At 69.3% G+C, this 21,382-nt stretch carries 24 protein-coding genes, 2 tRNA genes and 1 pseudogene; 14 read left to right on the top strand and 13 right to left on the bottom strand.

Features of this window, described 5'->3' with window-relative positions:
• Positions 1 to 228: 228 nt before the first annotated feature.
• Positions 229 to 1,689 (bottom strand): multicopper oxidase family protein, encoded by a 1,461-nt coding sequence (locus P3T27_RS30800; RefSeq protein ID WP_280684418.1) that lies wholly within the window; start codon positions 1,687 to 1,689, stop codon positions 229 to 231.
• A gap of 556 nt (positions 1,690 to 2,245) precedes the next feature.
• Here P3T27_RS30800 and P3T27_RS30795 point away from each other — a divergent pair.
• From P3T27_RS30795 to P3T27_RS30780, 4 genes are all read left to right on the top strand, one after another.
• Entirely contained in the window at positions 2,246 to 3,136 is an 891-nt protein-coding gene (locus P3T27_RS30795) for an SDR family NAD(P)-dependent oxidoreductase (protein ID WP_280684417.1), read from the top strand.
• An 82-nt stretch (positions 3,137 to 3,218) separates the two neighbouring features.
• Positions 3,219 to 3,800 carry a TetR/AcrR family transcriptional regulator gene (locus P3T27_RS30790; RefSeq protein ID WP_280684415.1) on the top strand — a complete coding sequence of 194 codons (582 nt, stop codon included), beginning with the start codon at positions 3,219 to 3,221 and terminating at the stop codon, positions 3,798 to 3,800.
• 225 nt (positions 3,801 to 4,025) lie between these two features.
• On the top strand, positions 4,026 to 4,229 hold the full coding sequence (locus P3T27_RS30785) for a poly-gamma-glutamate hydrolase family protein (RefSeq protein WP_280684413.1): 204 nt from the start codon (positions 4,026 to 4,028) through the stop codon (positions 4,227 to 4,229).
• A 273-nt stretch (positions 4,230 to 4,502) separates the two neighbouring features.
• A complete protein-coding gene (locus tag P3T27_RS30780) occupies positions 4,503 to 5,564 on the top strand; it encodes a hypothetical protein (protein ID WP_280684411.1) in 1,062 nt (353 codons plus the stop codon).
• A 75-nt stretch (positions 5,565 to 5,639) separates the two neighbouring features.
• On the opposite strand, the gene P3T27_RS30775 is transcribed toward P3T27_RS30780, so the two are convergent.
• Entirely contained in the window at positions 5,640 to 6,209 is a 570-nt protein-coding gene (locus tag P3T27_RS30775; protein WP_280684409.1) for a dihydrofolate reductase family protein, read from the bottom strand.
• Positions 6,210 to 6,340: 131 nt separating this feature from the next.
• Here P3T27_RS30775 and P3T27_RS30770 point away from each other — a divergent pair, with 131 nt between their 5' ends.
• Positions 6,341 to 6,928, top strand: coding sequence for a TetR/AcrR family transcriptional regulator (locus P3T27_RS30770; RefSeq protein WP_280684407.1), 588 nt, complete (start codon positions 6,341 to 6,343; stop codon positions 6,926 to 6,928).
• A gap of 89 nt (positions 6,929 to 7,017) precedes the next feature.
• Here P3T27_RS30770 and P3T27_RS30765 read toward each other — a convergent pair whose 3' ends face one another.
• Entirely contained in the window at positions 7,018 to 7,470 is a 453-nt protein-coding gene (locus P3T27_RS30765) for a hypothetical protein (protein ID WP_280684405.1), read from the bottom strand.
• A 174-nt stretch (positions 7,471 to 7,644) separates the two neighbouring features.
• A complete protein-coding gene (locus P3T27_RS30760) occupies positions 7,645 to 7,923 on the bottom strand; it encodes a hypothetical protein (protein WP_280684403.1) in 279 nt (92 codons plus the stop codon).
• A 14-nt stretch (positions 7,924 to 7,937) separates the two neighbouring features.
• Here P3T27_RS30760 and P3T27_RS30755 point away from each other — a divergent pair, with 14 nt between their 5' ends.
• Genes P3T27_RS30755 through P3T27_RS30745 form a run of 3 tightly spaced genes read left to right on the top strand, consistent with a single transcriptional unit; the run spans position 7,938 to position 10,063 of the window.
• Entirely contained in the window at positions 7,938 to 8,312 is a 375-nt protein-coding gene (locus P3T27_RS30755; RefSeq protein ID WP_280684401.1) for a hypothetical protein, read from the top strand.
• A gap of 45 nt (positions 8,313 to 8,357) precedes the next feature.
• Positions 8,358 to 8,999 carry an RNA polymerase sigma factor gene (locus P3T27_RS30750; RefSeq protein ID WP_280684399.1) on the top strand — a complete coding sequence of 214 codons (642 nt, stop codon included), beginning with the start codon at positions 8,358 to 8,360 and terminating at the stop codon, positions 8,997 to 8,999.
• Positions 8,996 to 10,063 carry a CU044_5270 family protein gene (locus P3T27_RS30745; protein WP_280684397.1) on the top strand — a complete coding sequence of 356 codons (1,068 nt, stop codon included), beginning with the start codon at positions 8,996 to 8,998 and terminating at the stop codon, positions 10,061 to 10,063. Before P3T27_RS30750 ends, P3T27_RS30745 begins: the two co-directional genes overlap by 4 nt.
• A gap of 147 nt (positions 10,064 to 10,210) precedes the next feature.
• On the opposite strand, the gene P3T27_RS30740 is transcribed toward P3T27_RS30745, so the two are convergent.
• Positions 10,211 to 10,284, bottom strand: a tRNA-Met gene (locus P3T27_RS30740).
• Positions 10,285 to 10,704: 420 nt separating this feature from the next.
• On the bottom strand, positions 10,705 to 11,274 hold the full coding sequence (locus P3T27_RS30735; protein WP_280684396.1) for a MepB family protein: 570 nt from the start codon (positions 11,272 to 11,274) through the stop codon (positions 10,705 to 10,707).
• Positions 11,275 to 11,431: 157 nt separating this feature from the next.
• Here P3T27_RS30735 and P3T27_RS30730 point away from each other — a divergent pair.
• Positions 11,432 to 11,872, top strand: a pseudogene (locus P3T27_RS30730) (IS982 family transposase); the annotation flags it as partial.
• 747 nt (positions 11,873 to 12,619) lie between these two features.
• Here the strand turns inward: P3T27_RS30730 and P3T27_RS30725 are convergent.
• From P3T27_RS30725 to P3T27_RS30715, 3 genes are all read right to left on the bottom strand, one after another.
• Positions 12,620 to 12,823 carry a hypothetical protein gene (locus P3T27_RS30725; RefSeq protein WP_280684395.1) on the bottom strand — a complete coding sequence of 68 codons (204 nt, stop codon included), beginning with the start codon at positions 12,821 to 12,823 and terminating at the stop codon, positions 12,620 to 12,622.
• A 304-nt stretch (positions 12,824 to 13,127) separates the two neighbouring features.
• Positions 13,128 to 13,211: transfer RNA gene (locus tag P3T27_RS30720), tRNA-Leu, on the bottom strand.
• 71 nt (positions 13,212 to 13,282) lie between these two features.
• Positions 13,283 to 14,611: a hypothetical protein gene (locus P3T27_RS30715; RefSeq protein WP_280684393.1), complete on the bottom strand. Its 1,329-nt coding sequence runs from the start codon at positions 14,609 to 14,611 to the stop codon at positions 13,283 to 13,285.
• A 229-nt stretch (positions 14,612 to 14,840) separates the two neighbouring features.
• Between P3T27_RS30715 and P3T27_RS30710 the strand changes: the two genes are divergently transcribed.
• Positions 14,841 to 15,347 (top strand): DUF3592 domain-containing protein, encoded by a 507-nt coding sequence (locus tag P3T27_RS30710; RefSeq protein WP_280684391.1) that lies wholly within the window; start codon positions 14,841 to 14,843, stop codon positions 15,345 to 15,347.
• Here the strand turns inward: P3T27_RS30710 and P3T27_RS41065 are convergent.
• A complete protein-coding gene (locus P3T27_RS41065) occupies positions 15,310 to 15,444 on the bottom strand; it encodes a DUF397 domain-containing protein (protein ID WP_348534156.1) in 135 nt (44 codons plus the stop codon). The genes P3T27_RS30710 and P3T27_RS41065 overlap by 38 nt on opposite strands.
• Complete coding sequence (locus tag P3T27_RS30700) at positions 15,404 to 16,357, bottom strand: helix-turn-helix transcriptional regulator (RefSeq protein ID WP_348534155.1); 954 nt, start codon at positions 16,355 to 16,357, stop codon at positions 15,404 to 15,406. The genes P3T27_RS41065 and P3T27_RS30700 overlap by 41 nt, the downstream gene beginning before the upstream one ends.
• A 160-nt stretch (positions 16,358 to 16,517) precedes the next feature.
• On the opposite strand from P3T27_RS30700, the gene P3T27_RS30695 reads away from it, so the two are divergent.
• The 4 genes from P3T27_RS30695 to P3T27_RS30680 all read left to right on the top strand — a co-directional run bounded on the left by P3T27_RS30695 (position 16,518) and on the right by P3T27_RS30680 (position 18,831).
• The gene (locus tag P3T27_RS30695) at positions 16,518 to 16,958 is read left to right on the top strand and encodes an ATP-binding protein (RefSeq protein WP_280684387.1); all 441 of its coding nucleotides are present in this window, start codon (positions 16,518 to 16,520) and stop codon (positions 16,956 to 16,958) included.
• Positions 16,959 to 16,969: 11 nt separating this feature from the next.
• A complete protein-coding gene (locus tag P3T27_RS30690; RefSeq protein WP_280684385.1) occupies positions 16,970 to 17,527 on the top strand; it encodes a hypothetical protein in 558 nt (185 codons plus the stop codon).
• A gap of 182 nt (positions 17,528 to 17,709) precedes the next feature.
• Complete coding sequence (locus tag P3T27_RS30685; RefSeq protein WP_280684383.1) at positions 17,710 to 18,225, top strand: hypothetical protein; 516 nt, start codon at positions 17,710 to 17,712, stop codon at positions 18,223 to 18,225.
• Between the two features lie 213 nt (positions 18,226 to 18,438).
• Positions 18,439 to 18,831, top strand: a complete 393-nt coding sequence (locus P3T27_RS30680; protein ID WP_280684378.1) for a VOC family protein — start codon at positions 18,439 to 18,441, stop codon at positions 18,829 to 18,831.
• 117 nt (positions 18,832 to 18,948) lie between these two features.
• On the opposite strand, the gene P3T27_RS30675 is transcribed toward P3T27_RS30680, so the two are convergent.
• Complete coding sequence (locus P3T27_RS30675; RefSeq protein WP_280684376.1) at positions 18,949 to 19,998, bottom strand: hypothetical protein; 1,050 nt, start codon at positions 19,996 to 19,998, stop codon at positions 18,949 to 18,951.
• A gap of 54 nt (positions 19,999 to 20,052) precedes the next feature.
• Positions 20,053 to 21,165 (bottom strand): peptidase, encoded by a 1,113-nt coding sequence (locus tag P3T27_RS30670; protein WP_280684374.1) that lies wholly within the window; start codon positions 21,163 to 21,165, stop codon positions 20,053 to 20,055.
• Positions 21,166 to 21,382: the final 217 nt, after the last annotated feature.

The following is a 21,382-nucleotide window of genomic DNA, read 5'->3' as shown; positions in this document are numbered from 1 at the left end:
TTCTTCGGGTGAAGGCGTCTTCCGGACGGCCCGGCGCGACCACCCTGCCCAGGCCCCACCCCCCATTCACGCATACGCCCCATACGGGCGCATCTGGGTCCGCGCTACCCAGGGCGGCCGTCCGTGGTCACCGGGCGTGCTCGGACTCCGTTCCCGGGCCGGGCCCCGGCGCAGCCGCGAGGTCCCGGGCCCGGTGGGTGCGGGTACCGGGCCCTGACGGTGGCGGTGTCAGTCGACGACGTCGACGTAGCCCATCATGCCGTTGTCCTCGTGCGCCGCGATGTGGCAGTGGAACAGCCACCGGCCGGTGTAGTCGGTGAAGGCGATGCGCACCACCACGCGGCCCGGCGTGCCGTTTTCCGCGTGCGGCACCGGGACGGTGTCCTGGACGTGGGTGTAGGGCTGGGGCACCCCGTTGATCGACGTCACCTGGAAGTGGTTGGTGTGCAGGTGGAACGGGTGGTCCTCGCCGCTCTGGTTGTCGATGGTCCACTCCTCGACCGTCCCCAGCCGGGCGGGGGTGTCGAAGACGGGGTTGTCCTCCGAGAACTGCTTGCCGTTGATGGCGAAGACCGTGCCGTCGTCGTTCTCGGACAGCTCCAGGGTGCGCTGCCGGGCGATCGGTACACCCGACAGGTCCGCCGGTGCGGTCGGAACGGCGCCGGAGACGGTGGGCAGCCGGCGCGCGGGGTGGCCGGCGACGGCGACGCGGGCCAGGTCCACGTCGGGGTAGGAGTCGCCCTGCGGGCCGTTGCTGTAGGCGGTGGTCCGCAGCGTGGTGCGCTCGTGCTCGGCGCCCGCGGTGACGAGCACGTCGTAGCGCTTGCCCGGGGGCAGCAGCAGCGTGTCGGGGGTGGTCACCCGCGCTACCGGGGTGCCGTCCTCGCCGATCACGGTGAAGCGGTAACCGTCCAGGCGCAGTTGGTAGAAGATGTCGGCGCCCGCGTTGACCAGTCGCCACAGCTGGGTCTCGTTCGGCCTCATCGACAGGACTGGCCGCAACCGCCCGTTGACCAGCCGTACGGTCGGGTTGTTCGAGTCGATCGACGTGGTGTCGGTGTTCTGGACGATGTGTCCGCTCGGGTCGATCTGCGCATCCTTCAGGACGAGGGTGTGCGCGGTGATGCGACGCAACGCCGGCGGGAGCAGCTTGCGGTCGTCGCCGATGATCAGGGCCCCGGACAGGCCGGCGGAGATCTGGTTCTCCACGTCGCCCGGCATGAAGCCCGGGTCGGACGTGCCGGACGTGCCGGACGTGCCGTGCATGGAGTGCGTGGAGTGCATGGAGCGCATCGCGCCGGAGGCCGGGCAGGTCGTTCCCATCGCGTGGCTGTGGTACCAGAAGGTGCCGAGCGCGTGGTCGGCGGGAATCGCGAGGCGGTAGGTGGTCGAGCCGCCCGGAACCACGCACAGGAAGGGGTCGTCCGACTGGCCCGAGGGCGAGACGTGCAGGCCGTGGAAGTGCAGATTGGTGGCGACCGGCAGGTGGTTGACCAGGCGGATTCTCACCTCCGAGCCGGGTTCGAAGCGCAAGGTGGGAGCGACGAAGGAGCCGTTGTAGGACTCGCCCCACACCTCCCGCCCGGACAGGTCGAAGCGCGTCCTGTCCGCGTCCAGGGTGATGGTCAGGTGCGCGTGGCCGCCGGCGTCCGCGTCCACCGGGTCGCGGAACGGCCTCCCCGCGGTCATTCCCGCCTCCTGGGCGCCGGTCGACGGCGCCTGCGCGGCTCCGTCCGTCGCTGATCCGACCGGCGCCGCCCCGGCTGCCGAGCCCGTCGTCGTCACGGCGAGCGCCAGTCCGACCGCCGCGGTGATACCCCCACGGGGCCAGGCCCACCTGCTCCGTCTCATGCCGCCTCCACGTTCGATTCCGTCGTCAATGGCCGCAGGCCGTCGGGCGAACAGTTCGTGACGGCATGCAGGCGAAACGTAACCATCCGTGACGCGAGAGCCGTGCGAGCGCGGCGGGATTCGTACCAAAACACGTCATATGCACCAGAGAAGTGGACCGCCCGGACACCCCCGCGCCCGGACGGGCGCCCGCCGTCTCCGAGTTGGACCAGCCTCCCCCCGATTGCCCGGGAGGGGCCTGACCTCCCTGAGGTCGACCGACACACTCCACCGCCCCGCGACGGCACACCACCGGCGATCAGGCCGCCCCACTAAGCGGATGACTCATCCGCATGTGTGTTACGGTCACACCAAGCGGATGAACTATCCGAATATGGACGGCGGTGGAGGAGCCATGAAAAGGACTGCTGTGGTCACGGCCGGGACGGGCGGCATCGGCTTGGAGACGGCGCTGGGACTGGCGAGCGCCGGGTTCGCGGTCACCGTGGTCGGGCGCAACGCCGACCGGGGCGCCCGGGCGGTGGACCGGATCAACGCGACGCGCCCGGCGCACCCGGGCCGCTTCCGGTCCGCCGACCTCGCCTCGCTCGACGACGTGCGCCTGCTCGCCGACCGGATCGCCTCCGACCACGCCGCCGCGGGTGAACCGCTGGCGGTGCTGGTCAACAACGTCGGGGCGATGTTCGCCGACCGACAGGACCGGGACGGCGTCGAGGCGTCGTTCGTCGTCAACCACCTCTCGCCGTACCTCCTGACCGAACTCCTGCTGCCCACGCTCACCACCGGGGCGCCGAGCAGGATCGTGAACGTGACCTCGGGTGCGATCGGGGTGGCGAAGCGGGTGTTCGACGCCGTCGAACCACCCGGCGGCTACTACGGCTTCCACTGGTACGGCCGCGCCAAGCTCGCCAACCTGGCCTACACACTCGACCTGGCGTCGCGGTTGGACGGCACCGGCGCGTCGGTGTTCGCCGCCGACCCCGGAGGCGCGGCGACCGACATGACCAGCGGCACCCTGACCGACCCGAAGATCGTCTCGCCCGCCCTGCGGCTGCTGTGGCCGCTGGTGCGCCGCAAGTTCGAGCGCTCGACCTCCGGCCCGGCGTCCGTGGCGGCCAGGCCCTCGATCGTCGCGGCCACCGACCCCGCGCTCACGGGTCGCACCGGTGCCGTCATCGGCGCCCAGACGCGCCCGGTGGCACCGTTCCGCGCGGCGACCGACCCCCGCATCGCCGAGGCCGTACGCCTGCTCAGCGAGCGGCACGCACCGCTCGCGGCCACCTGACCTGGCACGCGGTGCCGGCGCGGGCGGATGGCCCATCCGGACGCGGGACCATCCGGATGGGCCATCCGATTACCATGGCCCCATGACGACGACGCCACTGCGCAAGGACGCGGCCCGCAACTGGGACCGGATCGTCGCCGTCGCTCGCACCCTGGTCGACCAGGGCACACCGCTGCAGCTCAACGACGTCGCCCGCCGCGCGCACCTCGGTGTCGGCACCGTCTACCGGCACTTCTCCACACCCGAGGCGCTGCTGGAGACCGTCGCCACCCCGCGCCTGGAAGCCCTGGTCGCCCACGGCGAGCAGGCGCTGTCCGACACCGACCCCGGGCGCGCGCTGGAGGGCTTCCTGACCCGCACCGTCGAAGCGCAGGTCACCGACGCCGCCCTGGCCCCGGTTACCGCCGCACCCGCGGACGCCCTGCCCCGCACCACGGAACTCAAGAACTCACTGTGGTCGGTCGGCACCGCGCTCCTCGACCGGGCCCGCGAGGCCGGGACCGTCCGCGTCGACCTGACCTCGGCCGACCTGGTCCCGCTCATGTGCGGCATCGCCCACGCGGTCAACGTCCATGGCGGCCCTCCCGCCCACCGGATCACCACCGCTCACCGCTACCTGGCCACACTGCTCGGGGGCCTGCGAGCCACTCCCCCGCACGGCTGAACCGCGTCCCGCGTCCCGCACCACGGAGACCGGGACCCGGTGGTCAGCGGCCGGAACCACGGCGCCGAAGTCGGCCAACCGCGCTTCACGAACCGCCTCCTGGGCGCATACGTGGGTCACACCCCCAACGACGGCGCTACGCACGAGGCGAGCAGGACCTTCCCGTCGAACTGCCGCGACAGCGCGTCGAGCTCAGACAAAGGCATCGCAATGAACTGACCAAGCGTGAACAAGGCAACAGTCAACCGCAGCATGCTCGGCATGGGCGCCCAGCTGGAGATGACCACCGACCTGCGCGCCGCGATGTTCGCCTCGGGCAAGAACACCCGGGCCGAACGGGCCACCAACACCCTGCCGCTCTTCTGGAGCTTCACGACCGCCGTTCGCACCGCGATCCAGCGCCTGGAGGCCACCCAGCCCGTCCTGTAGGCAGCTTCACGCCGGGCAGCCGCGCCCAGCTGCCGCCCGGGACCGCCCCGGAACAGTACGGCACCATCAAGGGCGACCGCGCGCTCGCCGTCAAGTTGCACGTGTCCGTCGACCGCGTGACGCTGGACATGGCCGCTCGTTCGGGTCCGCTGGACCATGAGCAGGACGCCGTTGAGGCGTCGGCCGCGCTGGGCAAGGGACGTGCACCAGCCCGGACCGTCGACCGGTTCGCCTCTGGCTCACCGTACAGATCCGGAGCGCCGAGGAACCGTCATGACTCTGTTCACGGGTCCCGTTGACGACCCGCTTGCGTTCAACAACAACCCGCCCATGCAGGACGCCCTGGACACCACACGGCAGCAGCTGTCGGATGCCGGCACCCCGACGGTCGACGATCTGGCCGTCATCGTCGTCGCGCTGACCGGGTTCGAGGGAGGGCTCAACCATCCCTGGGCGGCGATCCGGGACCAGGACGAGTGCTACTCGGCCAGCCTGCTCAAGATCGCGGCGATGTACACCGCCTTCGACCTCCGGGCGAGTGCCGATCAACTGGCGACCGACCAGGGTCTGACCACATGGTCGGCCGTCCAGGCCGCCCTGACGGCCACCTTCGATCCGGACATCACCGCGCACACACCGGCGTTGATCAGCCAATCGACGGTGCTGCGGAGCGAGGACAAGGCCAGGAAGCCGAACTATTCGGCCGTTCTCCGACTCGGCGACGGCAGTTCGCCCTTCGCCGTCGACTTCACCCCGGCGCAGACGAACGCGTTCGAGGACATGATGGTGCAACAGCACGATCCGGGTGCCACCACGACGATTCACGGGCTCGGATACCCGTACCTCGACGGCAAGATCGCCGACGACGGCCTCTTTGACAGCACCTCGTCACAAGGGTTGTGGCTGGCGGGCGACTACGCGGGGGTCTGGCCAGCCGCGCGCATTCCGTGCGTCAACGACGGTGACACCGCTCAGGGCACCACGGCGCGGCAGCTCGTGAGACTGCTGACCCTGCTCGCGGACGACAAGCTCGTCGGGCCGACGAGCAGCGAGGACATGAAGGCCCTCATGGCGCGGGCCGGGAAGTTCTTCGCATCCACCGTTCCACCGATCTGGCCCCCCGGCGGACAGTTCGTCGCCACCCACGGCAAGGTCGGCATCGGCTCGTTGCAGACCCTCCAGACCGTACTGTCGGAGGGGATCCTCGTCAGCGACACCGTGCGGGGCAGGAGCTTCGCCGTCGCGTACCAGAACGTGATCCAGGACGGCTTGACGCAGCGACAGGCACTCGTGCCGGTGGCGACACTGATCGAGGCCGCCCTGAACGCCTTCTGACACCGGTCCGCTCGCCGCGTCAGGACGAGCCGACGGGGCGGGCGGCGCGCCGGCACGCGACCGAGTGCTCGCGCGTCATTTCCTCGCGTAGGTGACGATGCTGACGCCGGACTCGAAGTCGCGGCATGCGGTCGGCAGGAAGCCGGTGGGAGCGAACGGGCCGTCGAACAGCGGAATGCCGGTGCCGATGACGACCGGATTGCGCTTGATGACCAGTTCGTCGATCTCGTCGCGGAGCGCGGCGGCGAGCTTGCCGCCGCCGGCGAGCCAGATGCCCATGCCGTCCCGTGTCTTCAGGTCGCGCACCAGTGCGGCCGGGTCGTCGGCGACGATCTCCACCGCCGGGTCGGTGGAGGTCAGGGTGCGGGAGACGATGTACTGCTCCAGGTGGGCGTAGGGGCTGGTGATGCCGATCTCCAGAGCCGGCTCATACGTGCCGCGCCCCATGATCACGGTGTCGAAGTGCCGGTGAGGGGTGGCGGTCAGACCGAACGGCCCGCGGGCGTGCGTCGGGATCGTCTCGGGATACTCGGCGAGGATCGCCTCCCGGACCTCCCCCTCGAAGGGCAGGAAGTCGCAACTGCCGTCCGGTGCGGCGATGTAGCCGTCGAGGCTGGCAGCGACGTAATAGGTGAGCTTGCGCATCCGGTCTCTCTTCCCTGTGGCGACGCGGCGGGCCCGGGCCTGCTCGACCCCACGTGATGTACTGTGGTCGAAGTGGTTTGAACGTAGTACTGCAAGCACAGTGATGTCAATGAGTTTCCGAGGAGATGCCGATGCGTCAGAATCCGGCCCGCCGCACCGCCTTGCTCGATGCCGCCATCGAGGTCCTCGCCCGCGAGGGCTCCCGGGGCCTGACGCTGCGCGCCGTCGACAAGGAGGCGGCCGTGCCCACCGGGACGGCGTCCAACTACTTCGCCAACCGCGCCGACATGCTGGCCCAGGTCATGGGACGCACCCGCGAGCGGCTGACCCCGGACCCGGCCGAGCTGGCCGACACGATGAACGCCGGGCCGTCACATGAGCTGGTCAGAGCGCTGATGCTGCAGCTCGTCGACCGCATGCGCCGCGAACGCAGCACGCATCTGGCCATGCTCGAACTGCGCCTGGAGGCCACCCGGCGGCCCGAACTCCACACGGAGCTGACGCGCTTCTTCACCGCCGAGCTCGACGCCAACATCGACTTCCACCTGGGCTTCGGCCTGCCCGGCGACCGCACCGGGGTGGTCCTGCTCTACCTGGCCATGCTGGGGCTGATCGTCGACGACCTGACCGTCCCGGAACTCCTCACGCCGCACCGGCTGGACGCCCTGATCGACGCCATGGTGACGCGCCTCCTCCCGGCGGAAGCCGCCTCGACGTAGGCGCGGTACGCCGTGCGCCCGGCCTGGCTGGAGCCGTCGCCGGCACGGGGGCGACTTGATGCTTCCAATGCCCCTTGGGATGCTGCGTGTCAGTGAGGGGTTTCTGCCGTTGTGGGGGGCATCAGGCAGGGGGTTCTGACCCTGAAGGCCAGAAGCCCTCCAGTCGTGGTCTCGACCGTGATCAGGTATCGGCTCGATGCCTGGGAGGCGTCGAGAATCGTGTCCACCTTGCCGTTGATGCCCTCCCGGTAGCCGTCGATCTTGAAGCCCTGTTGTTCGAGCATCGCGCGGACCTTGCGGACGGCCTCGGGGTGCCGTTCGAGCGGGGTGGAGCTGTAGACCGCGTACGACAGCTTGTACCGGCCGTCCTCCCGGACCTCGTCGTGTTTGCCGACACAGTCGCTGAAGATCGGCTCGGCGCTGCCGGCGTCGAGGGCGGCTCCGGCGGTCTGCGCCATGTACTCGGTCATATGTTGGGCCCAGTCCTGCGCGTCCTGGCGAGCCTTGACGGGGAGCGGATCGTTGGGACCGGGCGTGGACATGCATCCTCCGAGAATCAGTGGCAGGCAGAGCGCTATCGCGGCAGCGCCCAGACGTCGGGCTCCGACACGGCGTGTGGCGAGTCGTGGAAGGGGGAACGGCACAGTGAAATTCCTTGCGGCCGGGGCAGGGTGAGGACCGGTTCGGCCGGGCCGTGGCCGGCCCGGCACTGATGGTCACGGGGGAGGCGGCGGGCTGTCGTGCAACTTGGGAACAATGCTCGGCGGCCTCCCGACGATGATGCGGCCCTGGTTGTCGAGGCTCTTGCCGCCGTCCCAGTACCCGCTGTGCCCGGACGTGTCGACCTCGAAGTTGTTCCCTCCGAACCGGTCGATCATCGGGTCGTCGCCGAGAGTGAGTCCCGCGGCGAGTTCTGCTTTCCCCTCCCGACAACCTTCGGTCAGCAGAAAGCCTATTTCGGTGATCAGCCGATCTCTATCCGCATAGATACTCATCCAAAATCAGACGATTGGTCTCGTTCTGGCGAAACGAGACTTTGCGCCGCTTCTGCGACTGCGTCGGCATCGCACAGCACCAGGTCGGTGACCAGCGAGCAGCGGTGCGGGATGGTGTTCTCGGCCTCGGTGGTGAACGCCTCCAGGTGACCGACCCCGGCGCGGGCGAGGAGACCGGCGGTGGCAACGACGTCCAGTGCGTGCTCGGAGTACGCCGTGCCCGGACCGTCGCACTCGGGGCGCAGCGCGGCCGGCGTGACGACGAAGTCGGCGGCGGACAGCTGGTTGCGGACCTCGGTGACCTGCGAGCGGTTGATGGTGTCCGGCCGTCCGGTGCCGGAACCGGTGAACCGGCCAAGGGGTCGGGCACGGTGGGGCCGCGCCTGTGACGCAGGTCACCGGAACCGTCCCGTGGTGGCAGGACAACCAGAGGTGTGGACTTTTCGCTGCACGAACGGATCAGAGCCGGGGACCCGGGCGCCTTCCGGCAGTTGTTCCAGGAGCACTCGCAGGCGGTTCTGTCGCACGCGGTCCGGGTGAGCGGTGACCGAGCCGGTGCCGAGGACGTCATGGCGGTGGTCTTCCTGGAGGCCTGGCGTCTGCGGGACAAGCTCCGCGACGAGGGGACCACTCCTCGCCCGTGGTTGATGGGCATCACCGTCAACGTGCTGCGCAACCGGGCCAGGGCCGCCCGCAGGCATGCAGCCGCCCTCGCCCGCATGCCGCTCGCCGAACCCGCCCCGGACTTCGCCGACGAGTTGGTCGGCCGGCTCGCCGACCACGACCAACTGCTGGCCGCCAAGGCGGCGCTGGAGAAACTGCGTCGCGGGGAGCGTGAGGTGTTCTCGCTGTGCGTGTGGGCGGGCCTCAGCTACCCCGAGGCCGCCGAGGCACTTGGCATCCCGGTCGGCACCGTGCGCTCCAGGCTCTCCAGAGCCCGGACCCGGCTGCGTGCTCTGGCCGACAAGGAACTGCGGCCGGCCTCGAAAACCTGCCGGGAACCCCTGCGGGCGGTCGGACAAGTACAGGATGGCCGGATGGTTCCGGCCCGGTCGGACAAGGAGTGGAACAGATGACCAGCACCCCGGAGCGGCAGCAGCCGCTTGACGACGCGGAGCTGAAGCACCTGCTGCCCGCGGCCGGAGCGCCGGCCGCCCCGCTCGGCCGGCAGCGCCAGATCGAGGAGTTTCTGATGAACGAGATCACCCGCACCCCCGCACCCACCCCCGCAACGCCGGCCCGGCCCGGGGCCAGGAGCCGTCGGCGGCTGCTGATCGCGGTGCCCGCCACGGTGGCGGCCTTCGCCTTCGCCGCCACCGTGGCGGTCACCACGTTCGGCGGCCCGGGAGAGACCCCCGGGCGGGGCGAGCGCGTCGCAGCGCCCGTCGTCCAGGTCGTGGCCGGCTCCACCACGGGTCTGAACAGCGCGGTGGAGCGGATCTCGCTGGCCGCCGCGGCCACGCCGGACCTCGTCCTGCGCCCGGGGCAGTACGTCTACATCGAGAGCACCGTCTCCCACCTCGCGGGCTCCGTCGACGCCGGCAGCGGCACGTCGAAGGTGTGGGTCGAGAAGCCCCACCAGCGGCAGATCTGGCACTCGGCCGACGGCCGCACGGGCTGGTTCGCCGAAGAGGGCAAGTCCCCGGAAGGCGGCGAGGCACTCGAATCGGGCACCGGCGCCTACCTGAACGCCCCCTCCTACGACTACCTGCGCACCCTGCCCACCGACCCGCAGGAACTGCTGCAGAAGATCTACGCCGAGACCAAGGGAGCCGGCAGCGGGCCGGACCAGGAGGCGTTCGTCACCATCGCCGACCTGATCCGCGAGCAGGCCGTCCCCGGCAAGCTTGCCGCCGCGCTCTACCAGGCTGCGGCCCGCATCCCCGGTGTCGTCCTTCTCGACAGTGCCACCGACGCCGCCGGGCGCACCGGCATCGCCATCGCCCGTACCAACACCGCCACCGGCTCCCGCGACGAGATCATCTTCGACCGCAGCTCCTACGCCTTCCTGGGTGAGCGCAGCGTCCAGGTCACCGAGGCCTTCGGGGTCAAGCCCGGCACCGTCACCGCGAACACCGCCGTCCTCAAGCGCGCCGCCACCGACGCCCCGGGCCACCAGCCGGGCAACGCACAGGCCTGACCGCCACCCGCAGGGGGCCAGATCACGTTCTGCAAAGCAATGAGGCTGGTCAACCCGACATAGTGTCGGGTTGACCGGCCGTTTTGGTCGGATGGCCGAACAGCACTGGGGCCGACGCACGTTGTGCGCCGGCCCCAGTGCTCGAAGTAGCGGGGACAGGATTTGAACCTGCGACCTCTGGGTTATGAGCCCAGCGAGCTACCGAGCTGCTCCACCCCGCGTCGGTGGTTCCGACTGTACGGCACCAACCGGCAATCACCTATTCGGCTATCGGGCGGTCTCGGTCAACTTCGTCGAGCCCTGACCAGCACGGAACCAGGCACCGCGACACAGGCCGCCCGCAGACTCCAGCCGGGCCCGCCGACGGGGACCCACGTCGGGCGGGAGAGCACCGCACGGTCAGCAAAACGGCCGGTCGACCCGACATGCTGTCGGGTCGACCGGCCGCATTGGGTCCGAGGACCTCTGTGGGACACCGACGAAACTCCCTGATCAGGACCTTTGTGGGCACTGAGCAAGGCCTGTTCCCACGCTCGACGTGATCGTTTCCCACCAGACGAGTCATTCCGAATGATCAGTGGTCGTAGGCGATCAGGGATCGTGTGACCGGCTGGTCGGTCCTGTGTTGTGCCAGCGCCGTCCTATGGGTGGTAGAGCTCATGGGCGCGGGCGGAGTCGATGGGCCCGTCCTGGTGCAGGCGCAGGAAGTGGTCCAGCTGCCAGGCCTGCGCGCTGCTGGCCTGGCGGTTGGTGGTGGTCACCCAGGGCGGGTAGACGCGAAAGGCTCGTTTCCCACCGGCACCGTTTGTTGATACGACACCGTGCTGACGGAGCGCGTCCATGGGAAAGATGAACTGGCCGAAGTGGTGATGGTCGCGGGTGCTGATGACGATGAGGTCGATGGGGTCCGTGGTGTCGAAGGGCTGGATGGGCCCGCCCGGGGACCTCTTCCATACGGTCACGAATTGTCCGACCTTGGTGGGGGTCGTCTTGGCTGCGCGGAACCGGATGGAGAGGCCGTCGAGGGTGAATTCGTGGGCGGCGTAGGCGGCACTCTCGGCTTCGGGAACTGGCTGCGAGCAGGTGAACCCACAGGGGTCGTAGACGAGCGCTTTCACCGCAAGGAGATCGCTGTGGGCCGGGGTGCTGTCCGACCACAGTTTGAGGCCGGTGGGTTGGAGATCGGATGAGTAGTCGCGGTTCGTCGTCATTCGCTCACCCTGCCATGGGTGCTTGGACGGTCGCTGACCTCGACTTGGGGCGTAGCTCCCGTCGAGGCATTCCGAATGCCGGCGGTGTGTCCGGGTACACGGACAGGGCGTCCAAGATCGTTGTGTGACGAACAACCTGGACGCCCCGCTGGCCTCACTGTACGTACGTGAAGATCGATGACGAGATCGGAGCGGTCCGACGGCTTGGCCGTCCGCCGCAGCTGACAGATTCCGAGCTCGTCACCCTCGCTGTCACGCAGGCGCTGCTGGGCTTCACCTCGGAGTCGCGGTGGCCGAGGTTCCTGGACTCCCGTCTGGGCGCGATGTTCCCGTACGTGCCCAGGCAGCCGGGCTGGAACAAACGACTGAGGGCCGCATTGCCGCTGGTCAAGAAGGCGATACGGCTGCCGGCGGCGGACACGGACTTCTGGTTCGACCCGCACTGGATCGTCGACTCCACGCCGGTGGAGTGCGGCCGCTCACGCCCGACGGTGAAGCGCTCGGACATGGCCGGCTGGGCCGGATACGGGTACTGCGCTTCGCACCGAGGTTCTTCTGGGGCTTGCGCCTGTTCTTGGTGTGCACCCCGACCGGGATGTGCTCCGCCGCCGTTCAACGTATACGGGGTCCTGAATGCGGCAAACATTTCGCGAGTTGCCTGGAACGCCCAGAACGACAACCAGTGCGTGGAAATCAAGATGCCCCTGTTCACGGCCTACGAGTACAGTGGCGGGTACGGTAACCAACGGTCCAGAAGGGCGAACGGCATGGGAAGTTCCGCGCACGTAATGGTGCCGCCGCTCCTTGTGGCCGCGGCGGTTCTGCTCGCCGTCAGGTTGGTTCGGCAACGACGGAGCGGTCACCCTGTACAGCTGCTACCGCGGTCGATGCCGGCCCGGATGATCGCGTTGGCTGTCATCGCCCTGGCGATGATCTCAGGCGCGTTGGCTGGCGACCCCTGGGCGGCGCTCGTACCCGCCGTCACGCTCGGTGGACTGGTGGGTGCCTTCGTGGATCTTCGCTACGGTTCCCCTCGCTGACGCTGTCCAAGAGTGCGGCCCGGATGGTCTGACCATCCGGGCCGCACCTTCGGCTTTTGGGCGGGTCAGGAAGTCCGCGGTGCTCTTCTCCGCTCCGCATCCGGCTCTCCACGCGTCTTGCCCGGTGGTCAGCCCGTGAGGGTTGCCGGTTCGATCGTCCACGGGGTCGGGATACGTGCCCCGCGGTACCGGTAGCGCACGATGGCGACGCTGGATGCGCCGGTGAACGCGACCGATCCGTCTGCGAATCTCCAGCCCTGGTCACAGAACCGCCGCAGGACTGCCGCGGCCTGTCTGAGTGCGGCTCAGCGCATGTAGAACAGGTAGATCTTGTCGTTGAAGACGGTCATGTCCAGGCCAGCCTGTTGTCCATGCCCCGGAAGACGCAGTACAGCTTGGAGTTGAACGAGGCCAGCGCCGGGGTGTCGGGGCTGCGGAAGGCGCAGGGTACTCAGGGTGCCCTTGACGTAGAGGTTGGTGACTTCCAGGTCTGGCACCGTGACGGTCACGAGGGTGGTGAGCGTGCGCTCGACGGTGGTGTTGCCGGACTGACTGTCGCCCGCCTGCGAGACGGAGCAGGCCTGGCACCGAGCTCCGCCCCTCGCCCGGTTGTGACGCCTCGACTGTTCCTCACGAGGCCGCATCGCCCACCCGGGCGCGACCCCCCAACCCCCGAACCAGCCCTGAACAACGGAAACGGATCTGGCCTCCTGCGGTTTCACAGGAGGCCAGATCCGCTTCCGCCATGCAATAGGGCCGGTCGACCCGACATACTGTCGGGTCGACCGGCCCTATGTGGTCCGAGGACCTATGTGCGCGAGGGGGGAGTTGAACCCCCACGCCCTTTCGGGCACTGGAACCTGAATCCAGCGCGTCTGCCTATTCCGCCACCCGCGCATCTGGGTGATGAGGAATATCGTAGCCCATCCGCGCGGGTGCTCCGAACCAGGTCGGAGGGGGCGGGGTGGTCAGGCGAGCTGCTTGACGATCCAGTCGACCAGGACGCGGGAGACGTGGCTGTGCTCGGTGTTGGCGTCGTCGAACTTCACGGCGTCGAGGTGGCCGTTCTGCAGGGCATCCTCGGAGATCGCGGCGGCCGGGTCGACGTCCCACTTCACCGGGTCGAAGTCCAGCGCCACCGCGCTGACGGCCGGGACGAAGGTACCGCTGCGGTACTCCTCGGTGATCTTCGCCTTGAGCGCGGTCGCGACCTTGCCGAAGGAGTCCAGGGTGCCGCCGGGCACGCTGTCCAGGGCCGGGACCTCGGTGGTGGTGCTGCGGCGCACGGCGAGGCCGAGGTGCATGCCGCCGATGCGCTCCTTGTCGCCCTTGTTCGGCTGGAAGCGGGCCGTGGCGCTGGCGATCAGGGCCTGCCAGTCGAACGCCACCTCGCCCGCCGGCAGCGGGAGGCCGACGCCGTCCCGGCGGCCGTTGGAGACGCCGAGCTTGCGCGGGATCCGCGGGAAGTTGCCGACCCGGTCGAGGTCGGCGAGGAACTCCTTGCGCAGGTCGCTGGCGGTGGCCACCGGGCCCTTGTACTTCGCGTTCTCGACCCACGCCCAGAGCAGCTGCTGAGCAGCAGGGCTGCGGATCAGCTCGGCCTGCTTGACGCCGTCCGGCCCGGCCGGGGTGAAGTCCTCGAAGAAGTACGCCATCTGCTGGAGGATGAGCGGGATCCAGGCGCCGTTGTGCGGGGAGTCGAAGGAGAGGTAGGTCGCCGTCTGGTGGTCGCCCTGGGGGTCGGACTCCAGCTTGGCGAGCGCGTAGCGGGTGATGATGCCGCCCATGCTCACCCCGCCGACGGTCAGCCGCTCGTCGCCCTTACGCTCGGCGATGGCCCGGCGAATGGCGTCGATCGCGACCTCGGCGTTGGCCTGGATGTGAGTGTGGCGCTCGGTGAAGCCGATCAGGACGATGTCGTAGCCCTTGGCAAGCAGTTGGTCGAAGAGGCCCGGCCGGCCGTCGGCGACGGTGTTGAAGTAGGAGAAGAGGCCCGGGAGGTCGCTGGGGCCGTAGTTGAAGCCGTCCGCGAAGAGGAAGGGCTTCCGCAGGCCGAGCTTCGGGTTGGCGTAGTAGACCGCCGCCTGCCCGGTTGCCGTCTGCCCCTTGTACGGCGCGCCGGTCAGGTCCCAGACGACGTCGGCGTCCCGGCCGCCAGCCTCGCCGGACAGCGCGGTGGTGAACCAGACCTCGGGCTTGAGGGAGCCGGCGATCTCCGCCAACTCTGCCTTGGTGGGCTCGGACTGGCCCTCCTTGAGGGCCGTGAGCGATACGTCGATACGGGGTTCTTGTGCCATGACTGCTACCGCCTCTGTTGAGTCGAACAGGGACTACCCGTGCACTGCGGGCGACTGTAACCGTCCGGTTACGTATCGCATCGGCATAACACGCAGAGTGGTCGAAATTGCTCGCGAGGGGTCGCCGGACGACCGGAACTGACCGATCCGCGCTCCGAGGCCCTGCCGGCGTCGGCGGGTGCGGCTAGCGTGAGCACGCGGGGCAGTTCGACTGATACCAGGGGGACCGATGGAGAACGTGCCGGACCATGGCCGGACCGTGCGGAACGGGTCGCTCGCGATGATCGGCCTGGGGGTTCTGCTGTTCGTCCTCAGCCTGGTCTATCTGATACCGCACGACATGGGCGTGACGTCGGCTCTCCGCAGTCGCGGCGTCCACACCCCGGCGGTCGTCACCGAATGTGCCGACGTGAGCGGGCCGCAGGACAACCCGGCCGGCAACGCCAACTGCCGGGTGCGGTTCACGACTTCCGAGGGGGCATCCGTCGAGACCCGACTGGCCTATGTCACCGACAGCATCAAGGCCCGTGACACGGTGACGGTGGTGTACGACCCCCAGCACACCGACGTCGCCGCCCTTGCTTCGAGCATCGGCTTCTGGAACTCACTGACCCGGAACGCACTCGATGTGGTCGCACTGGTCGCGTCGGTCGTCATGACCCTGCTCGGCCTCGCGGTCCACCTCGCATACCGCTGGTTCACCCGGGGAAGTCGCCCGAACGGACGGCCGCGATGAAGGCTTCCCAGGAGGAGGCAGGGAAGAGGAGGGCGGGGCCGGAGGGGTCCTTGGAGTCACGGACCGGGACGGCGCCGGGGAGAGATTCGAGGGCCACCTCGATGCACTCGCCCCCGTCGTCCCCGCTGTAGCTGCTCTTGCGCCAAGCAGCCATCCTCAGATCGACGTTCTTCATACCGGTACTCCTCCATCGCATCGGCGATCAGGGTGCGCGAGTCGCCCACCGAGAGTACATCGCCACGCAGGAGGTCGAAGTCTCGTCGAGCCTCATTGATGATTGACGGCGCATCACTGAAGTGTCCGCGATACAGGCTCTCCGAGTAGACCCACTCTTTCCCGTCCGGCATCAGCAGCAAGAACAGGGAAGTGGCTGGCATCTTCCTCACCGGACGGGCAAACGGCGCCACCTCGATGAAGATGTTCGACTGCTCACTCACGGAGAGAAGGTGCTCCATCTGCCTCCTCATCACGCCCGGCCCACCAATGACAGTGCGAATAGCGCTCTCATGGAGAACCGCCAGCAACATCGGCCCGTCGCCAGCCAGGAAGCGATCCTGCCTGCTCAGCCGAGTTGCAACCCTCTCCGCTAGCCTCTCCGGGCTGTTGCGTGCATCTCCGAGGCTGAGGATCGCGCGAGCGTAATCCTCGCACTGCAGTAGGCCGTTGATCCGGTTGTACTGAATCGCGCGGATGGCCGCAGCCTCGTCTTCCAGCTCCACGTACTTCTGGAACCAGTCCGGGTGCTCGATGTCCGCGTGCCAGTCCACCCGCTCCCACAGCCGAACTAGCAGGCCACCCATGGCGAGTACGGCGTCAGCTCTCTCCACGGTGTCCCGATCCATCGGCCTCTTGCCGCCCTCCCACCGGGTGATCACCGTCCGGTGGCAGTGCAGGAGCCTGCCCAGGTCTTCCTGCTTGTAGCCGGCCCGCTCGCGCGCGAACCGGAGCGCCTCACCGAACATCACCGCCGGGCTCGACGTGAGTCCGTTCTCCAACCGTCGATGTGCCATCGCAATCCCCCTCAGGTGCCGTGGGTCTCCACACGCTGATTTGGTCGTCACCGTAACCCCGGCAGCCCGATCATTGAGACCAGAACGCAGTCATTTGCATGCAGAGCGTGATTGCGTGCGCCTCTCGCACTCCCCCATCCGCCCCCCGAGGTACTCCACCATGCTCAAAACCCACCGCCCCCGCACGTTCGCGGCCCGCCTCGACTCCCGCCCGGACTCCACCCCCGTCGCCCGGCAGTTGCTCCGCGCCTACCTCGCCGCGCTCCCCGCCGGCGACCGCTACGCCGACATCGCCGAACTCCTCCTCGGCGAACTCTTCGCCAACGCCGTCCAGCACACCGACGCCCCCGCCGACCGTCTGATCGAGGTCCGCTTCGCCCTCATCGGCGACCGGCTGCGCCTCGAAGTCCACGACGCGGGCACCGGCCGCCCGTCCCTCCGCTCCCCCGCGCCCAACGACGAGCACGGGCGCGGCCTCTTCCTCGTCAACGAGCTGGCCGAGCGCTGGGGTTGCTGCCCCCGCGCCGGCGGCATCGGCAAGTTCGTCTGGGCGCTGATCGCGCCCTCCCCCGTCGCCACACTCACCGTCCTCGCCGTCTGAAGGTGCCCTCCATGCGACTCGCTCTCACCGCCCGGCACCTGTTCGACACCGGTTCGACCCCGGCCGACGCCTACGCCACCCTCGCCCGCCGCACCCGCGAACCCGTCCGCGCCGCCCGTGCCGTCTGCGTCGCGCTCGGCATCCCCGCCGCCGAGACGCAGCTCCGCCTCGACGACTGCTTCGACGCCCTGCTCGCCGACCCGCGCCCGGGCTCCGAGGCGGACACCGGCGAACTCCTCGAAGCCCTCGGCGTGTTCGACGTCCCGAAGACGCTCGACGACCGCGACCTCGCCATCGTCGACCAGTTCCTCGCCGCGATCGACGCCCTGGGCGGCATCCGCGCCGGCCACCAGCACGGGCTGGCCCGCTGGTTCGTCACCGGGAACCTGACCGCCGCCTTCCTCTCCCTCGCCGCCACCCGGCCCCGCCCCACCACCGGCGACCCGGCCCACTACTGGACCGCCCTGGTCACCGCCGGCGAGTTGCTCGCCGCCTCCCCCGCCCCCGACGCCCGCATCAAGCCCGCCCTGGCCCACTGCCGCGACCGCGCGCAAGCCGCCACCCGGTAGCCCGCATCCGACAGTCGATCGCGCGGCAGGTCGACGTTGCGCTGAGTGCAGCGTCGGGCGGGCTCGGCCCGACGCTGCAGGCCGATCACGCCCCATGTCCAGGGCGATGGCACCGCCCGTCGAACGCGGGTGATGATGTACTGGGTCAACGTCCGGAATTCGACGGCCAGTTGGGGGATCCCTTGTTCCGCAGCAACCGCCCGCGCACCTTCCACCTCCCCACCCCGCGCGAGACCGCCGAGGAGTGGAGCGAGCGGATCGCCGTCCTCCGCGACGCGCCGCCTGGGTGGTTCGTCCTGCTGGGGCGGATGGCCAGCGACGGCTACCTCTGCCACCTCGACCTGAACTACCACCTGGATCGCGAGTTCGTCGCGATCGTCCAGACCTCCCGGCCCGTCCCGGACAGCCACCGGGTCAAGTCCGTGACCACCCCGGAGAGCCAACTCGCCAACTTCCTCGCGAACTCCGACCGCATCGACCCACGCGCACCCTGGACCCCGCTCGACTCCGGGCCGACCACCGGGGAGTTACGGCTGAACGGCGAGCGCGTCCCCGTCGAGGTCCTGCACAGCCACGGCTGCCGCAGCGCCCTCGTCCCCCAACTCCCCGGCCAGGACGGTTACGTGATCGTCACCGCCCCCGACGAGCACTGGGACACCGTCCTCGACCTGGTCCTCCAACCACCCACCGCGTTCTGAATCTTCACCCCAAGGTGGGGTTTGGCTCAACGAACCCCTACCCCGGTGCCGAGAAGCCAACGGGGTGGCGGCGCTGAGGGCCGCCACCCCGCTCCTCGCCCGAACCCGACCGGCGGCGGCAACCGCTCTGTGCGGGCCGCCGGACCGGGTGCCGGTGCTGTCCGGCCGCAATCCGGTAGCGGACCGAGCGGCGCTTCGGGCAGGCTCTCGGGCATGGTCTCGGTGTTGCAGAATGTGGCGATCGACTGTGCGAACGCCTATGAACTGGCTCGGTTCTGGAGTGAGGTGCTCGGTTGTCCGCTGCATCCGGAGGCCGAGCCGGGTGCAGCGGAAACCGAGGTGGTGCTGCCGGAGGGCCCACTGCTGTACTTCAACCAGGTGCCGGAGCCGAAGACGATCAAGAACAGGCTTCACCTGTGCGTGCGTCCGAAGACCACGCGCGAGGAGGAGGTCGAGCGACTGCTGAAGCTCGGGGCCACCCTCGTCGACGATCGCCGGGAACCGGACGGCCCCGGCTGGGCCGTCCTCGCGGACCCTGAGGGCAATGAATTCTGTGTTCTCCGCAGTGAGTCCGACCGCGCAGCGATGTCCTCTTCAGGCGATTGATGTCGCACCCGGCGGCGTGCCGCTCCCGATCACCCGGTCGCACAGCCCCTGATCGCCACCGCCCGTGCGGCCGGCCACCGATGTACCGGTGGCCGGCCGCACGGGACTGACGGACGGTCAGGCCGCGCGACCCTGCGCCCAGGTGTAGAGGCGGTGGGCGCTGTCGCCGAGGCGCGTGGCGTAGAGCGTGTTGGTCGGGCCGCCCGCGAGATCGTCGCTGGTGGTGGTCACGCCGACGACGGTGCCGGTGCCGGTCCGGGTGTCGAACTGTGCCAGGTGGGGGCCGCCGCTCGCCCCGTGCGACATGTCGCAGGACTCACCCCACAGCAGGGGGGCCTTGGGGCCGGGCTGGGCCGGTCCGGCGCAATGGATCATGCGCGATCCGGCGTACTTGGCGCTGGGGTTGTTGAGCCGGTCCTTCGGGTACCCGAAGGTGTGGATGAACTCGTCCTTGGCCGGCTTGGTGAACGCGATCTTCTGGCTTCCCGTGACGTCCGCGACCCGTCGTCCCTCGGCCGAAGGGTTCGCCACGAGGAGTCCCGCGTCGTAGCCGGCGACGGCGACAGCGTCCGAGGTCGTCTTGCCCGGATCGGCGTCCCAACGGGAGGAGGTGGCCGCCTCCTTGATGCTGAAGCCGCCGAGCGGCTTCGTGCCGTTGCGGTAACCGGGCACGAAGTAGAGGTTGTGGTTCCACGTCGTGTCGGTGGCGGCGGCTCCGACGCCCCTCAGACAGTGCGCCGCCGTGATGACGGTGCTGCGGTTCGCGCTGGCGACGACCGTTGCGGTGCAACTGCCGTCGTAGCCGTCGGAGAAGGTGAAGAAGAGCCGGCCGACGCTCTTGTTCACCGCTCCGCCGTGCGTCCACGTGGCCCCGGGGTCCGGCGTGTTCGCGGGAAGCGGCTGCGGATCGTCAGGCGTGTTGTCGTCCTCGGGCACGGGGGTGATCTCGGGGACCATGGCGCCCGCCAGCTTCATCCGTTCGGGAGTCCAGTAGGCATCGATCCGGCTGCGCTCCTGTTCGGTCGTGGCGCCGGCATGCGTGGTGACGGATTCCCGTTCCGCGGCGAAGGCCGTGTTCGGCAGCAGCACGGCCGCCGTGGTCGCGCTCAGCAGGAGGACTCCCGCGGCGGCGAACTTGCGGGGAAACGCTCGGGGTGTGGTTGACATCGTCGCCAATCTCCTTTGGGTGCGGTTCGTTTCGAGCACGGCTCGGCCGACGCTTCAGGAGCGTTCGGCGGCCTTGTACAGCGGCTTCGTGATCGCGGAGGTGAACTGCGGGCCGACCAGGTGTCGGGTGCAGGCGGGGTCGCCGCGGTCGCAGACCCGGCCCGAGGAGTCGAAGAAGCCACCCAGGGTGTTGTCACCCACCACCGTGCCGATCCCGGAGGACGGGTCGAAGTCGGCGACGCGGGGACCGCCACTGGAGCCGCCGCCCATCACGCAGGGGGCGCCCCACTGACCCCGGGGCTCCGGGTACTTCTCGGTACCGGGGTACTCGCGGGTCTGTCCCACGCAGTGGGCGAGCCTGGCCCCGGTGTACTCGGGCAGGCCCGCGCGGGTGGGATCGCCCGAGGACTCGCGCGGATAGCCGAACTCGTGGACGGAGGCGTTGCCCGGCCGGTCGAAGCCGATGCGCTGTGCGGCGCCGACGGCGTCCTGCACGCGCTTTCCTGCGGCGTTGGTGTTCAGGACCAGGAACGCCTGGTCGTACGCGTTGTACTTCAGGGCGTCCTGCTGGTCGTTGAGGAGCCAGGTGGCGTCGGCGACCCCGGCGCGGGCGACGAACTTGCCGTACGGCGCGAGACCGTCGCGGTAGCCCGGGACGAACATCTCGTTCGACAGCCACTCGTCGTTCTCACCAATGAGGTCAGGGCTGTTGACGCAGTGCCCCGCCGTGACGACGGTGCTGCGGTTGGCGCTGTTCACGACGGTCGCGGTGCAGCTCTCGTCCTCACCGTGGTTGGTGAAGAAGAGCCTGCCCACCGTCCTGCTCAGGGTGTCGGCACCGGTCCACGGAGCGCCGTCGGGGGCGCTCTTGGGCGGATTGCCGGACGACGGCGTCGTCAGGGCGGCCATCCGCTCGGGGGTCCAGTAGTCCAGGACGGTCTGCTGCTGCGCGGCCGTGACTGCCTCCGGATGGACGACCACCCGGCTCGCCGTGGCCGCCCCGTCCGTCGCTGCGGCCCCGTCCTGCGCTGCGGCCCCGGCGGCTCCTGCGGGCGCGGCCAGCGCCAGGCCGGCTGCCAACACGGCTGTCGTCAGGACGACTTGGGTGCGCGCTCGGCTGTGGATCCGGTTGCGGTGGCCGCCGATCCGGCCATGTGTTTGTGGCATGCACGGCACCGTAGGAGCGGGATGTCAGATTCTCGTCTGGGGGGAGTCTCATCCGTTCATCGGTATCAGCAGATTCCGGTAACCGGCGTTTCATCCTTGTATCGGTCACGGCCGCACCCCTCGCTGGCCCTCCTCCCCGGTGCGGTGGCCGAGTTCGGCACCGGCCAGGGTGCGAGTGGCGGCGTCGTCCCTGGTCGCGGGGGTGTTCGTCACGATC

This window comes from Kitasatospora sp. MAA19 (genome assembly GCF_029894125.1).
In the GTDB taxonomy this organism is placed as follows: Bacteria; Actinomycetota; Actinomycetes; order Streptomycetales; family Streptomycetaceae; genus Kitasatospora.
The sequence above is the reverse complement of the archived record's forward strand: the minus strand, read 5'-3'. Positions and strand labels throughout refer to the sequence as shown.